Annotated in this window: 8 protein-coding genes; 6 read left to right on the top strand and 2 right to left on the bottom strand. The window is 57.3% G+C overall.

All coding sequences use genetic code 11. The features are described 5' to 3' along the window. Window positions 1-83 precede the first annotated feature (83 nt). The 4 genes from NO930_RS06360 to NO930_RS06345 all read left to right on the top strand — a co-directional run bounded on the left by NO930_RS06360 (window position 84) and on the right by NO930_RS06345 (window position 11,180). Entirely contained in the window at window positions 84-3,845 is a 3,762-nt protein-coding gene (locus NO930_RS06360) for a PAS domain S-box protein (protein ID WP_256402881.1), read from the top strand. Window positions 3,846-3,937: 92 nt separating this feature from the next. Then, on the top strand, window positions 3,938-5,428 hold the full coding sequence (locus tag NO930_RS06355) for a globin-coupled sensor protein (protein ID WP_049984505.1): 1,491 nt from the start codon (window positions 3,938-3,940) through the stop codon (window positions 5,426-5,428). Window positions 5,429-5,548: 120 nt separating this feature from the next. Further along, window positions 5,549-7,696, top strand: a complete 2,148-nt coding sequence (locus tag NO930_RS06350; RefSeq protein WP_256402880.1) for a PAS domain S-box protein — start codon at window positions 5,549-5,551, stop codon at window positions 7,694-7,696. Window positions 7,697-7,874: 178 nt separating this feature from the next. Next, on the top strand, window positions 7,875-11,180 hold the full coding sequence (locus tag NO930_RS06345; RefSeq protein WP_256402879.1) for a PAS domain S-box protein: 3,306 nt from the start codon (window positions 7,875-7,877) through the stop codon (window positions 11,178-11,180). A 122-nt stretch (window positions 11,181-11,302) separates the two neighbouring features. On the opposite strand, the gene NO930_RS06340 is transcribed toward NO930_RS06345, so the two are convergent. Continuing rightward, a complete protein-coding gene (locus NO930_RS06340; RefSeq protein WP_256402878.1) occupies window positions 11,303-13,048 on the bottom strand; it encodes an L-lactate permease in 1,746 nt (581 codons plus the stop codon). A gap of 178 nt (window positions 13,049-13,226) precedes the next feature. Then, window positions 13,227-13,676 carry an acyl-CoA thioesterase gene (locus tag NO930_RS06335; RefSeq protein WP_137783520.1) on the bottom strand — a complete coding sequence of 150 codons (450 nt, stop codon included), beginning with the start codon at window positions 13,674-13,676 and terminating at the stop codon, window positions 13,227-13,229. A gap of 157 nt (window positions 13,677-13,833) precedes the next feature. Between NO930_RS06335 and NO930_RS06330 the strand changes: the two genes are divergently transcribed. Continuing rightward, a complete protein-coding gene (locus tag NO930_RS06330; protein ID WP_256403152.1) occupies window positions 13,834-14,685 on the top strand; it encodes an IS5 family transposase in 852 nt (283 codons plus the stop codon). Window positions 14,686-15,054: 369 nt separating this feature from the next. Further along, window positions 15,055-16,179 (top strand): NHL repeat-containing protein, encoded by a 1,125-nt coding sequence (locus NO930_RS06325; RefSeq protein WP_256402877.1) that lies wholly within the window; start codon window positions 15,055-15,057, stop codon window positions 16,177-16,179. Window positions 16,180-16,343 lie beyond the last annotated feature (164 nt).

The raw sequence follows: 16,343 nt of genomic DNA, 5'->3' as shown, positions 1-16,343 counted from the left end.
TACACGGATTCCGGTTCCAGAGCAACGAACTCCGTGTATTCTGTTGACGGAACTATTATTTTTGTTCTCATGTAACAAGGGATATGAGTTCGGTTCCCACACTTTCGGAGGTCAGCGACGTGTTCAACGCGCTCGGACCGCCCGGCACGCCGCTCACCACACCGGAAGTCGCCGAATCGTTCGACTGTACCGACCGAACGATCTATAATAAACTTGAGACGCTCGTCGAAGATGGCACACTTGAGACCAAAAAAGTCGGTGCCCGCGGCCGTGTTTGGTGGCGACCAGTCGAGCGAGACAGAGGCGCGGAGCAGCAAACGGACGAGACGTATCGGGCGCTGTTCCAGTCACTGGACAAAGCTATCTGTGTTATTACGTTCGACTTCGACGAGGACGGCCAGCCGGTAGACTACCGGTTCGTTGAATCGAATTCAGCATTCGAAGCGCTCACTGGGTTGCAAGATACAGAAGGCAAATCGGTACGCGAGTTGGAGCCAGACAGCGACGCCCACATATTCGATGCGTACACCACCGTCGCACAGACGGGCGAATCCACCCGGTTCATAACGCGTTTCGAGACGCTCGATGATCAGTGGATAGATGCTCACATGTATCGTGTCGGGGAGCCTGACGATCATACGGTCGCTGTTTTGTTCGACGATGTGACGGGAGAAAAACGCGCCGTACAGGAAGTATACGAGAGTAAAAACCGGCTCGATGCGCTGATGAGAGCCACGACAGATGGCATCTATCGGATGAGTCCAGACTGGTCGGAGATCTACCAACTTGCCGAGGATAATTTCGTCTCGACCGATCGGCCAAGCACATGGCAAGCGTATGTCCCAGAAACGGACCACGCTCGGGTGAAGCAGGCGATCGACGAGGCGATCGAGACACAGAGCCCGTTCGAATTGGAACACCGGATACGATGCGCTGATGGCACCACAGGGTGGACGCATTCAAGAGCGGTGCCAATACTGGAGGACGGTGAAATCGTCGAATGGTTTGGCACTACAACAGACATCACCGAACGCAAGGAACAGGAACGCGAGAAGGACCTCCTCTGGCGGGCAATCGAGAAGGCAAATTCGCCCCTTATAATGGCGGAGCCGGGAGCAGACGATACTCCCATCTCGTATGCAAACGAAGCATTCGAACAGATAACTGGATATTCAGAATCGGAGGTTATCGGCCAAGATTGTCGTTTTCTCCAAGGCGAAAGCACCCGAGAGGAACCAGTTAGAAAGCTTCGAGAAGCCATCGACAACCAAGAGCAGGTGACAGCGGAACTCCGCAACTATCGAAAAGATGGAACCGAGTTCTGGAATAGCGTTATGATCACTCCGGTGTACGACACCGACGAGGAACTCGTCCGATTTTTGGGGACACAAGAGGACATCACCGAGCGCAAACGACAAGAACGCAAGCGAAAGCAGGTTATCGACCGGGTTACCGACGGAATATTCGAACTGGACGCCGACTGGCAGTTCACGTTCGTCAGTGATCAGGCCGAGACACTGCTAGACACGTCCGAAGCAGAGATACTCGGCCGGAGTATCTGGGACGTGTTCGAAGCCGCCCGAGACACGCCATTCGAAGCCCGGTATCGAGCGGTGATGAACACCCGAGAACCGACCTCGTTTACCGAGTACTATCCGGCGCTCGATGGATGGTTCGACGTGCAGGCGTATCCGAACAGCGACGGAGGAATAGCCGTCTATTTCCGAGATGTCACCGAACGCAAGGAGCAGGAACAGGCCCGACAGCGGGCAGAAAAACGCTATCAGAAGCTACTGGAGATGGCACCAGTTCCGGTAGTTGCTGTCGATCCCACGACTGGAGATATTCTCGAAGCGAACGAGGCTGCCGGGACACTTCTCGACCGTCCGGCAGCCGATCTCATCGGGGAAAACCGAGCGTCTGTGCATCCCGCCGAGAACCGCGACGGATACGATTCGATATTCACGGACACAACCGAGCGAAAAGAGACGTGGCGACACCTACCCGACGGTTCGCCAACGACTATCGTCACAGCAGGCGGCGACGAGGTCCCCGTCGAGATCACTACGAAGAGGATAGAGCTAGAGGGTGACGACGTCGTTTTTAAGATGATACAGGACGTCAGTGACCAATTTGAGTACCAGCGCCGGATAGCGACGCTCAACGATGCCATCCAGGAGTTGTTCAACGCCGAGGAGGGACCGGAGACAACGCGAAAGGCGGTGGAGACGCTGGCCGATATCCTCGATGTCTCTACTGTCGCATTTTATGCGTTCGGCGAAGATGAGTGGAAACTCAGGCCGACTGTCCATGCAAGCGCAAGCGACGCTCCTGAGCAGCTCGCCCACCTGCCTCCCTTCGAACCCGGAGATGGCGTCGAATGGGATGCGTTCACATCGGGACAGACCGCCGTCGTCGATGACTTCCGAACACGGCAGACGGAGTACGAGTTCGAGCGAGCACTCCGGAGTGAACTCGCCGTTCCGATCGGCGATTGGGGCGTTCTCATCGCGGGCGACGCCCGACCGGAGCGGTTCGACGACTGGACGGTCAGACTCGTAGAGACGTTGGGTGCTGTGACGGAAGGGGCGCTCGACCGCAACGAACGGGAACAAGACCTCGAAGACCACAAACGGGAGTTGGAGAAAGTCGAGTCGTTGAATCAACGGATCCGGGATATCGGCCACGAGATCGTCCATGCGGACACGCGAGGCGAACTCGAGCAGGCGGTCTGTGAGTGTCTCGTCACGTCGGATTCGATCGAGTTCGCTTGGGTCGGTCACACGGATCTCGAAACAAAAACGGTGGCCCCACACGCGCAGGCTGGCGCGGGAAAAGACTATCTCGACAGTGTCTCTCTCACGTTAGATGAGGGGACAGACACTGAGCCGGCGGTACAGGCCACGCAGTCTCGGGAAGTGCGTCACCAGTCAAATACCGCGACCAGCGTTCGACACAGCGACTGGCAAAAAGAGGCGATAAAACGGGGGTTCCGATCCGTCATGAGTATCCCTCTGATTTACAAGGACGCATTCTACGGTGTTCTCACCGTGTACGCGGGAACGACGTCTGGATTCCCGGATTCGCTGAGGTCCGTCTTACGGGAACTCTGCGATTTGGTTGCTCACACGGCTGCGACGATCGAGCAAAAAGCGGCCCTGCATACGACACAGACGATGGAGTTGGAGTTCGAGATCAGAGACGACTCCACCCTGTTCTGTCGGCTCGCTACCGCTCTCGGGTGTGATATTACAATTACCTCGATCGTCGCACGGACGGAGGCGTCGGCGCTCGCCTTCGCCAGCGTCGATCACGGAACGCCGGAAGAGGTCGTTCACGCGGCAGAGCAGTTGGACGAGATCGAGAGCGCCACTCTGATGCAGCGGACGAATGACACGTTGGTTCGGTTTCGGTTGACGGAACTGTGTATCGGCGCGGCGCTGTCCGACAGAGGATTTGTCGTACGCCGACTGGTCGCTGACGGGACTCGGTGCCAGTTGGCACTGGAAGTTCCGAAGACAGGGGGGTCCCGGCAGGCGATCGATCTGATCATGTCGGAGTTTACTGACGCCCAACTGCTCGCTAAGCGGGAGTCCGATACCGCACTCGATACAAAAAACGGAGCACCAACGGGCGTGCTCGAATCTCTCACCCCTCGGCAGCGCGAAGTCGTAGAAACGGCCTACCGGTGTGGATACTTCGAGTCACCTCGGCGTATGAGTGGGACGGAACTCGCAGAGATGCTCGAGTTTTCAAACTCGACATTCCACGAACATATCCAGCGGGCAGAACAGACGCTGTTTGGCGAGCTGTTACATGGTGTCGAGAGTTCGCTCGATACGTAGATACAACCCCCACATGTTCGGGTTTTAGAGAAGAAAACCCTCGTATACAAGCCCAGACGATGATGTGTGTGTGGTGTGTTCCTAGACTGGGAATGGCTGACAGGATAACAGCGGAGGATCGAAAACAGGTAGACGGGACACGGTTGATAGATGAACTTGGGATCGACCAACAGCAAATCGCGTGGCGGAAGGACTTCACAAACTTTGAGCAAGCAGACGAGAAGCGACTTTCGGAGCTGAACAGCGTTGTCGAGCCGGTCATTGACGATGCGGTTGAGGATTTTTACGAGCATTTGGAATCGTACGATGAAACCCTCGAGATATTCGGCCGTTCGAGCAAAGGCATCGAAGCGCTCAAACAGAACCAGCGAGAGTATCTGAAAGGCTTATTCGACGGAGAGTACGGCCAGAGTCACTTCGAGACCCGCGCCCGAATCGGGAAAATACATGATATGCTGGATCTCGGACCGAAGATCTATCTCGGTGCCTACAGTATCTTTTACCGGCAGCTGATCGACGCCGTCGTCGATGACCTGAAAACAAATCTCGCACAGACGGACGGCGGCACTGCGGCACAGCAGAGCGGATCTCTCACACCGGAAGGGGCGCTCGATGAACTCGCCGAGCGCATGCAGTCGATGTTGAAAGTAATGAACCTCGACCAGCAGGTGGCTATGGATACCTACATCCAGTCGTACAGCGAACAGCTTGAGTCCGAACTGGAACAACAACACCGGGTCATCGACGATGTCGATACGCAAGTAACGCAGGCCATGCGGACCGCTGAAAACATCACAGAAAGTACAGATAAAATCAGTCAGAAAACCAAAGAGCAAGCGGAGTCGATGAACCAGGTCGCAAGCGAAGTCTCGGGCATGTCCGCCACTGTCGAAGAAATCGCATCGACGGCAGATGAAGTGGCCGCAGTGAGCGAGCAGGCCGAGGAGCTTGCAGAAGAGGGTCGAGGGGCTGCAACGGAAGCGATCGAAATGATGGAACGGGTCGACGACTCCGCGCAGACCGTCGCCACCGACGTCGAACAGCTCCAAGGGCGCGTCAACGAGATCGACGAAATTGTCGAAGTCATAAACGACATATCAGCACAGACGAATCTGCTCGCGTTGAACGCCTCGATCGAGGCCGCTCGTGCCGGCGAAGCGGGAGACGGGTTCGCAGTCGTTGCAAACGAAGTGAAGAGTCTCGCCGAGGACTCACAGGAGCACGCGGGCACGATCGAACGGATGGTTTCGGACATCAAAGAAGACACGGCAGAAACAGTCACCAGCCTCAAAGAAACGACGGAGGAAGTCAATCGGGGAATCGAGCAGGTCACCACAGCGATGGACACGCTACAAGACATCGCTGAATCCGTCCAAGAGGCGTCACAGGGTATCCGCGAGGTCTCCGATGCAACCGGAGACCAAGCCGCAAGCACCGAGGAAGTGGCGAGTATGGTCGACGAATTGGTCGAGCAGGCAGATTCGGTCGCCAACGAGGTCGAAACCATTGCCGCGGCAAACGAGGAACAAGCAGAGAACGTCGACCAGATCAGCGAGACGGTTCAGCAACTCACGACAGAGTAACACATCTACATGCCTAGCGGAGATCCAACGTCACGGGCGGAGGGACACCCCCAGTCACGGCAGGGCGAGTTCGGATGCGTGTTGAACACGGGTCCAACTACGAGGAGCGAACAAATCAACGTGCTTCACGTCGATGACAACGAAGGGATCTTAGATCTCAGCGCGTCGTTTCTCGAAAAAAAGCACGATTCGATATCGGTTCACAGCGAACACCGTGTCGAAGGGGCACTCGAGTATCTCGACGCGAATGACGTCCATTGTATCGTCTCCGACTACGATATGCCGGGATGCAACGGCATCGAGTTTCTCGAACAGATCCGCGAGACGTATCCGGATCTTCCATTTATTCTCTTTACCGGGGAGGGATCCGAAGAGATTGCGAGCAAGGCGATCTCGAAGGGAGTAACGGACTATCTACGAAAGCGAACGGGCGCAGAGCGCTACGAGCTTCTGGCCAATCGAATCGACAACGTCGTTTCTCAGCGCCGGTCAGAGCAACGCGCAAACCAGACCGAACGATGGCTCGTGGAACTCGCTGAAGAGACGCAAAACGTACTCTGGATCGTCACTGCGGACATGGATGACGTGATCTTCATCAATTCCGCGTTTGCGGAGCTGTACGACCTTCCGATACACCGCTTCCGCGACGATCCGCTGTCGTTTTTGGAGGCGACGCACCCCGACGATCGGGCAGAGGTAGCACAAGCCGTCGAACGGCTTCAAGACGGGGAGACCGTTGAAGTCGAACATCGGGTCAACGCAGGCGAGGACTACCAACGGTGGGTGTACGTTCAAGGAAAGCCCATCTACGACGGCGACGGCAACATCGCGCGGATCGTCGGGTTCATCACGGAGATCACTGAACGAAAGGAGCGCGAACGGAAACTTCGACAGTTTCAGCGGGCTGTCGAGGCCTCGGGTCACTCGATTTACTGTACTGATCGAGACGGCGTCATCGAGTTCGTTAATCCGGCTTTCGAGGAGTTGACCGGATACACCGCTGAGGAAGCGATCGGGGAGACACCGCAGTTCCTCAAGTCTGGCGAGCACGATCAGGCGTTCTACAGCGACCTGTGGGAGACGATCCTCAGCGGCGACGTCTGGCGGAGCGACGTGGTTAACCAGCGGAAAGACGGCGAACGGTTCATCATCGATCAGACGATCGCGCCGGTGAGAGACGAGTCGGGAGAGATCACGCACTTTGTCGCGGTCAACACTGACATCACGGAGCAACGAGCCACCGAGCGTAAACTGGCGATCCTCCGGACGGCGATCGACAACGCCCACTCACCACTCATCCTGACTGATCCACAGCAGGAAGACAACCCGATAGTGTACGTCAATGAGGCGTTTGAAGACATCACGGGATATCCGCAAACGGAAGTCCTCGGTCGGAACTGCCGGTTCCTCCAGGGTGAAAGAACCGACCAGGAGACGGTCGCCAAGCTTCGAGAGGCAATCGAGAACGAAGAGCCGATCACCGTCGAACTCCAGAATTATCGGAAGGACGGAACGCCGTTCTGGAACGAGTTGACGGTCGCGCCGGTGTACGATGGGGATGGCGCTCTCGTCCGGTATCTCGGTACACAGCGTGACGTCACCGGCCAGAGAAAGCAAACTCGGGAATTGAAGCGGCAGAATGACCGCCTCAACAAGTTCGCCAGCGTCGTCTCTCACGACCTTCGAAATCCATTAAACGTGGCGAAAGGCCGGCTCCAACTCGCCAGAGAAGAGTGTAAAAACGAGCACATGTCACACGTTGAGGACGCTCTCGATCGGATGGAGGCGCTGATCACCGACATGCTGACGCTGGCTCGTCAAGGACAAAGCGTCACCGAGGTCGAATCGGTCCGGCTGGCACCGTTGTTCGAGGAATGCTGGGACACTGTCGAGACGGAAGCAGCCTCGTTCGTGGTCGAGATCGACACGGAGACCTCGATTCGAGCAGACCCCAGTCGCATGAAACAAGCGTTTGAGAATCTGCTCCGAAATGCAGTCGAACACGGCGGCTCCGGTGTCACGGTGACGGTTGGCACGCTGGACGACGGCGTATATATCGAGGACGACGGTCCGGGGATATCAGAGCAGAGCTACGGTCAGGTATTCGAATCCGGGTATTCGACGAGGGCATCCGGAACCGGATTCGGATTGAGTATCGTCAACCAGATCGTGGATGCTCACGGGTGGAGCATACGAGCGGCCGAGAGCGAGTCAGGTGGCGCTCGCTTCGAAATTACGGGCATCGGACGTACCGTGCCACAGACATGAGCACAAACCCAGACATATTCGGACAGATCGTCTGCGATATATGTCGTTATTTCGCTCTCGTTGAAAAGACCCCGACGCAAAATCCGCCACTGCCCGCACCGACCGAAACGGATCAAGATAGTGCCACGAGCAACGGCCACGACACGACATCTCGAACAGAGAATACAAAAGAATCCCAATGAGCGAACCAGGATCACCAGCAACTAATCCAGAAGAGAACCACCAGGTGCGACGTGAGATTTTCGAACGCATGTCTGACGGTGTCGTGGCACTAGACGATACACTCCGGATCACATTCGTCAACAGTTCCGCGACGACACTGCTTGATGCCGACGCCGAGTCTCTCCTTGGCGAAGACATTTGTGACGTATTCCAGAATCAGAGGGACAGGACGGTTCGAGACACAATCGAGCAGGCAATCGAAACCGGAGAACTAGCCTCGTTCGATTGTTCTCCCCAGAGAGCAGGGCAGTGGTGTAAGGTCAGAATCCACCCGGGTGACGAGGGCGTGACTATTGTCCTCAGCGACATAACAGAAGATCGACACAAGGCTGAACAGGCAGATACGTTATTCAACAACACACAAGACGGGCTGTTTGTCATCGCAGTCGAAAACGCTGGAGAGACGTTCCGTGTCAAGCGAGTTAACCCCGCATACGAGACAGTTACGGGCACTTCAGCCGTCGAACTACAAGGGAAAACAGTCCGTGAAATCACCGGGAAAGCGGACAGCGCACATGTCCGTGAAAAATACAAAGAGTGTGTCAGCGGACAACAGCCTGTCCAATACAAAGAATACCTGTCAACGTTCGACGGCGGATCGTGGTGGGAAACGCGAATCGCACCGGTACTGGTCAATGGAACGGTTTCGCACATTGTCGGATCGACACGGAATATCACCGAACAGAAGCAACGCGAGCAACGTCTACAGAAGTTCGAACAGATGGTCGAACACACCGGACACGCCGTCTTCTTTACCGACGCAGATGGGCAGATCGAATACGTAAATCCAGAATTCGAGGACCTAACTGGATACACAGCTGTTGAAGTGCTCGGAAAGAAACCTGGTTTTCTCAATTCCGGTGAGCACGACGATGCGTTTTTCGCCGACCTATGGGACACTGTTCTGGACGGCGAAGTCTGGAGTGGCGAAATCGTGAATAAACGCAAGGACGGAGCACACTTCGTCGCCAACCACACGATTGCGCCGGTGACAGATGACTCGGGAGACGTAACTCACTTTGTCGCAATCTATAATGATATTACTGGGCGAAAACGGCGTGAAACCGAACTCCGACAAAAGACGCGTGCGCTCGAAAACGCGCCGGTCGGAATCACGCTTACCGATCCGTCACAGGAAGATAACCCCATGACCTACGTAAACAAGCGGTTCTCCGAGGTTACGGGCTATGAAAAGGAGGACTCCATCGGTCGGAACTGCCGGTTCCTTCAGGGCGAGAGGACCGACCCCGATCAAATCGAAACGATCCGCGACGCCGTTAACGAGGTTGAGTCGACTGAGACGACCCTACTGAACTATCGTAAGGACGGGACCAAATTCTGGAACCAGTTATCCATTTCTCCCGTGAAAGACGAAAACGGCGAATTGGAAACCTTCGTCGGATTCCAAAAAGACATCACCGACAAAAAAGAGCGCGAACAGCGCTTAGAAACCTACGAACTCGTCGTGCAGGCGATGAATGAAGTTGCATACCTCGTTGACGATAACAAGCGCATCCAGTTTGCTAACGATGCGGCACTTGAGTTTGCAGGTGTCTCACATGAAGCGATGAAGGGGCGGCAGATCGGACCGGTGACCAAGTCGATGGCTGCACCGGACGAAGATCCCACACGGTTCATCAACGTGATCGATTCGCTCCTCGAAGATGACAAACCCGATGTCGGTGAATGGATCCAAGAGCCGGATGGGACAGAAACGTTGTCTTTAGGATTTGGTCTCGAATTAGACTCGGTTGGCAAGATATACACTGAGCAGCGGTTTGTCCCCGTAGAACTCTACGACGGTGAGCGAGGTGTTGCAGTTATTTCGCGGGATATCACACATCAACAAGAAAGAGAACAAGAGATCCAGACCCACCTCGTACAGGCGCAAGAAGTCGGACACGTCGGGAGTTGGTTCTTGGAAATCGAAACCAGCGACCTCCAGTGGTCGGATGAATGTTATCGGATCTTCGGCCTAGAACCAGGGACAGCGATGACGTATGAACGGTTTCTAACAATCGTTCACCCTGACGACCGTGACAAAGTAACAGAAGCATGGGATGACGCATTGGAGAACGGCGGGTACGACATAGAACACCGAATCGTGGTAGAGGGTGAGACACGATGGGTTCGAGAGATAGCAGAAGTTGAATTCGACGCGGACGGAGATCCGGAGAGCGGTATCGGTGTCGTCCGGGACATTACAGAACAGGTGCAGCGGACCCACGAAGTGCGCGCACAGAAGAGGCGATACGAGTCACTATTCAAAAACGTCAGCGGCGCAGTCGTAGTGACGGATACTGCGGGCAATATTACGACGTGCAACCCGGGATTCACCGATCTGTTTGGATATGATATTGACGAAATCGAAGGAGACCATCTGCGCACAATCACAGACAATGGAGCCGATATCGAACGCGTGCTTGAAGCGACAGCTGTCCCGAACAAACCGAAGATCATCAACTACCAGAAAAACACCGGACACGTCTTCTCGGGCGAATCACGAGGATCACCGCTACGGACCCATGATGGCGATATTGATGGCTACGTTGTTCATATTATAGATATTTCTGAAGAGCAGGAAAACCGCGAACATCTGCAAGTGCTCGGGCGCATCTTCCGCCATAACGTGAGGAACAATATGAATGTGATCATGGGGGCGGCACAACGCATCCGAGAGCATGGATCGGACACGGTGACGCCGTGGGCTGAGAAGATACTCGAGAAAAGCCAGACCTTCGTCGAAATGGGAGAAAATCAACAGAGAATCACCAAGCTTCTGACCCGAAAGCGTGAAACGGAGGATATCGACGTCGTTCCGATACTCAAAGAGGTCGTCTCGGGCGTACAGAAACACTATCCTGATGCGACGCTGAATGTTGATCTGGCTACCGGCGGTCAAGCGAATACTGTACGTGAGATCGACGCGGCGATCCGAGAACTGGTACAGAATGCAATTATTCACTCGGAGCAGACGCGCCCACGCGTCGATATTCGCCATCGATACACAGATGCGATTACTGAGATTACGATACGGGACAATGGGCCGGGAATTCCGGAACAAGAATGGAGCGTATTGACCGCAGACGGAGAAATCAATTCACTGAACCACGGAACGGGGCTCGGACTTTGGTTCGTCAATCATGTTGTTCGCCGGTCGAATGGGACCCTGTCATTTGACACGAACGAGTTAGGAGGGACAACGGTGAGGATCCGGCTTCCGACGAGTATGTCTCACGCGAAACAGGCGGGGGATTGCTAGGGACGCAACACCCCACACGAAAATAGCGGCACTTCACCGAGTCGCAGGAAACCTGGCTGTGGTCTGCTTCGACGGCGACACCATATCAAAAAAAAGAAACTGCGACAGCGTTCTAGCGGAATTTAGAACACGGTCGGGAACAGCACGTAGCTGAACAGCAGACACAGGATTCCGACGCCCGACGCGTAGTAGAGGAGCGGGATGAGGTTCAGCCGCATCACCCGACCCTCCTGTCCGAGGAGACCGACCGTCGCCAGCGCGGCGACGAGGTTGTGGATCGCGACGAGGTTCCCGATGGCACCGCCGACGGCCTGCGCGCCGACGATGATCGTCCGCGGAAGCCCGAGCTGCGTCGCCGCCTCGAACTGGAACGCGCCGAAGGTGATGTTCGAGACGGTGTTCGATCCGGCCATCGCCGCACCGAGCGCGCCGATGAGCGAGGCGAACGCCGGGTACGCGGCACCGAGCAGGCCGGCGGTCGTCTGCGCGAGCAGGACGATCATGCTCCCGACTTCGGGTGCGCCCGGATGCGCGCCGGACTGGAGCATCACCTGCACCATCGCGATGACGAACACTAAGGCGATGAACGGCGAGACGATCTTCCGGCCGGCTTCCTTCCACGCTTCGCTGACCTCGTTACCCGACATGCTGAATATCGGGATCGCGAGCACGGCGCTCACGAGCAGCCAGAAGCCCGGCACGTTCATCCACGCGACCGCACCGCTAAGCGACGTTCCGAGGATCTCGCCCCAGCTGACGACGAAGATGTCTCGGTTGATGAAATTCGAGATCGGGTCGACAGCACGGGTCACGACCAGGAGCAGGACGAGCAGGACGTACGGCGACCACGCCTTGAACAGCGTCATGTCCTCGCCGCCTTCGAGGTCGGCGGCCTCCGCTTCGAGCGAGTCAGAGCCGTTCGAGCCGTTCGACTGGCCGGGCTCGATCGAACCGACCCAGTGGTCTTCCCACTTCTCGCGCTCGGGGAAGTCCCACTCGTCGTCCGGCAGGAGGTACCCCGCGCGGAGGATACTGAGGATGATCGTGCCGCCGACCATCGATCCGATGAGCGACGGGAACTCGGCCGTGAGGAACCACGCCGAGAGCCAGTACGGCACGGCGAATGCGATACCGGACGCGATACACAGGGGCGCGACCTCCCAGGCCGGCTTCAGCGACCGCTCTTCCGGGTCACCGAAGAAGTAGACGACCATTCCGACGGCGAAAAGCGGCATCACGAACCCGACCAAGGCGTGATATGTCGCCGCCCACGCCGCCACGTTGACGGAGAACTCCTGGACGGTCATCCCCCCTTCTTGGATCGCGGTGCGAGTGAACTCGACGCTCTCCATCGGACTCTGGATCCCGACCACGATCGGGGTCCCCACCGCCCCGTACGTGACCGCGATGATGTGTCCGATGATGCCGGCGACGACGGCGGCGAGCGCCGGGAAGCCGAGGCCCAAGAGCAGCGGCGCGACGACGGCGGCCGGCGTCCCGAACCCGGCTGCGCCCTCGATGAACGTCGCCATGAAGAACCCGATCAACACGATCTGGACGCGGCGGTCGTCACTGACCGTCGCGAACCCGCGGTTGATCCGGTCGAACGCCCCCGCCTCCATCAGCGTGTACAAGAGGACGAGCGCGCCGAAGACGATCCAGAGGATCTCGATCGCCGTCATAAAGCCCGCCGCGGACGCCGCGGCGAGCCAGTTGACCGGCATGTTCCACGCGAAGTAGCCGACCCCGATCGCGGTCACCCACGCAATCGGCATCGCGCGGGTCGCCGGCCAGAGGAGGCCGACGAGAAGCACGCCCGCAAGCAGAAGCGGGAGCGCCGCGATCGCGACATCAACGCCGGACGTCACGCGTCTCCCCCCCGTTGGCTCTCCGATACCCTTCGCCGTCGACGACTCGTGTCATGAGTTGACATCAACATGCGACGCGAGTTGCATCACATTCATTAATTATAAATCCCCGAGTTCCCGCAGGATTAATCGTGTACCCTGACGGGGATCGCCGTGCTATCTCCGTGTCAAATTAGTGTTACATCACGTCGTCGGGTTCAGCGTCGAGCGCCGCGTCACGGAGGGTACGACATCGATTTCCGGCGGTTTCGAGGTCGGGAACGGGGGTCGGATCGCCGTCCGCGTCGACCGCGACGAACACGAAGTACGACTCCGTCGTCACCTCTCGCTCGCCGGTTCGGGGTGACTCGCGGAACGCGCGCAGGCGGACGCGAACGCTCGTGCGGCCGGCCGCGTACACGTACGACTCGATGACGCAGGTGTCTCCCTGCGGGATGGGTCGTTTGAAGTCGAGCTCGCTGATCTTGGCGGTGACGCAGGTCTCGCCGGCGTGACGCATCGCGGACATCGCGCCGACCTCGTCCATCCACTTGACGACGTTTCCCCCGTGTGCCGACTCGTAGTTGTTCGTGTGCGTCGGCTGGACGCGCTGGCGGTTCTCGATGTAGGTGTCGCTGACGGTCGGCATGCCTCGACATCACCCGGCGGGGAGAAAGACCCGTCGGCGGCGCTTCCGGGGGCGGATCTCGCGAGTCACAGTCACGGAGCGCGCGGCCCGCGTTGCAAACGGCGGGCCTTGTTGAAACCCTTGCTGACAAACATGACTGGTGAGTAGCTGGAGGAAGATGGATGCTCTCCCAAAGTCACGACTTCTTCGATTCGTTGAACGGGCTATGGTGCTGGCTCGCCGTGCTGTGGCACGGTTCTCGACACGCTATTCACGGAAGCGGTTCACGCTCCGGCAACATGTTGTCCTGCTCTGTCTCAAGGTGAAGAAGACGACAACGTACCGCGACCTCGTTGATGAGCTCATCGAGATGCCTCGCATCCGTGAGGCCCTCGGCCTTGAGTCGATCCCTGCACCCTCGACGCTCTGCAAAGCGTTCGGCCGCCTGGAGATGGCCGTCTGGCGGGTGTTACTGAACGTCTCGCTCGCGGACTTGCCACTGAACGGGGTCACCGGCATCGATGCATCCGGGTTTGAACGGGCTCATGCTTCAACTCACTACACGAAGCGAACAAACCTCACCATCCAGCAGTTGAAGACAACACTGTTGGTCGATACAAAGACCAACGCCGTTCTCGATATTCACGTGACCACAACGCGGAAGCACGATACGCAAATCGCGCCACAGGTAGTGAAACGGAACAGACAGTCCATCGCGGTGTTGACCGGTGACAAGGGATACGACGACCAGAAACTTCGGCGGCTCGCCCGTGAGCATGATATTCGACCACTAATCAAGCATCGTGAGTTCACCTCACTCCACAAGGCGTGGAATACACGGTTGGACAACGATCTCTACCACAGACGGAACATGAACGAGACAGTCAACGCGGCGATCAAACAGAAATTCGGGGCCTTCGTGCGGTCGCGTCTCTGGTGGAAGCAGTTCCGCGAACTCGTTATCAAGTGCATCGTTCACAATCTGGAGCGAAGCCTCGCTATTTCACACGAGGAGTCCGACTGTCCATAATTTCGAGAGGAAGGGGCTGCTGAATACAGAGGGTAAAGTCAGCAGCGGAGTACCCGTTCCGGAGGTTTCCGTAGCCAGATGAGTGTAGAGACGTTGTACACCGTTAGCATATAACCGTGTGTACATAGGTTTATACTGTGAGGAGGTGTACAGTTGTACAGAGAGCGACCTACCTGGCGGTGGGGTTGTCCTTACGACGGGGGCTGATGCTCTTCACGAATAGTGACTACAATGACAGCAGAAGAACTTACGCCGGGAAACGGGATGAAGCGTCGGAACGTACTGAAGACCGCAGCGGTTATCGGAGGTATCGGGGCGTTCGGAGTACCGGCATTCGCTGGGAGTGCGGCCGCCAGTTCACACGCTACGGTGACCGAGACAATCTATCTCAGCCACTCGGTCGATGCCGAGAACGTCACCAAGCTGTTCAGCGTCGACCTCGATAGCACGGCCGGTGAGGCTGTACTCACCCAGGTGACATCCATCGGCGGGAACTTCCAGAACGTCGACGCCATCGCCGCGACCCCGGACGGCGAGACGGTGATGTTCGTTGACCGGAACACGACCCACCTCGGCGAGTACGACGTCAGTGGCGATTCGTTTTCCGACAAGGGAGCGATTAACGGCCTGCCGACGCTGTCTGTCCTGGCCGCGTACGGCCTCGATGGTAACCTGTACGTCGCGAGTAACAACACGAACAAGCTGTACACGGTTGACGGCAACGTATCGCCGCCCGTGGCGACCGAGGTTGGGACGATCGACGGGGCGACCGTCAACGGGGCGGACATCGTCGTCGACTCGACGGGGACGATGTTCCTCCACACGAACAACAACGACACCCTGTACACCATCGACTACCAGAACCCCGATGGGAACGGGAACATCGCAGCGACCGTCGTCGGGACTGACGCCGGGTCGTCTTTGACCGGGCTGGCAGTCCGCGCTGCTGGGACGGGCGATCTCGTCGGCTCCAGCCGCGCCGACGACGCCATCGTCGTTCTCGACAAGAGCAACGGAAGCCGGACTGCCACGCTCGACATGACGTTCAACGGGAACGCCTACAGCTACACCAACGGCGATATGGCGACCGGCACCATCATCGACGAAACCTGCGACGAATGTACCAGCGACGAACTCCTCGCGAAGTACGAGTTCGCCTGCACCGAAGAAGTGGATGACGAGTGCGTCGACTACGACTTCGTCTTTGAGGACGGGGACGGCAGCCTCGTGACCTACGAGCCGGGGAGCTTCGAGAGCAAAGAGGACGAGGCGTTCGAGCCCGTCTCCGCGACCTTCGGCACGGACTACTGCACCGTCTACGCAGTGGTCAAGGCCGGTCGGGAACTGGCGGTTCAGGAACTAGTCGCCGAGGATGGCGAGGTCACCGCCCAGAACATCGGCAAGTACGCCATCAGCTTCGTGGCCTTCTACTGCACCGAGGAAGCGGCACAGGACGCTGCGGACGCGTTCCCCTCGAACGGCAACGGAAGATAAGCCCGAGGTCAAGGATCGTTCCTCCGCATTTTTGAGTAGACTGGCGAAGGAGGAGGCGCGAACGTACGTAGCGGATTCGCTTCGAACTCGGACAGATACCTAAATTGCTGGAACAGGAGGGACTGGAGATACCGCTCTGAGAGAGACGCGCCCTCTATTCAGCA

It is taken from the genome of Halorubrum salinum (genome assembly GCF_024494575.1).
GTDB lineage: Archaea > Halobacteriota > Halobacteria > Halobacteriales > Haloferacaceae > Halorubrum > Halorubrum salinum.
This window is presented reverse-complemented; position numbering and strand designations above follow the sequence as displayed.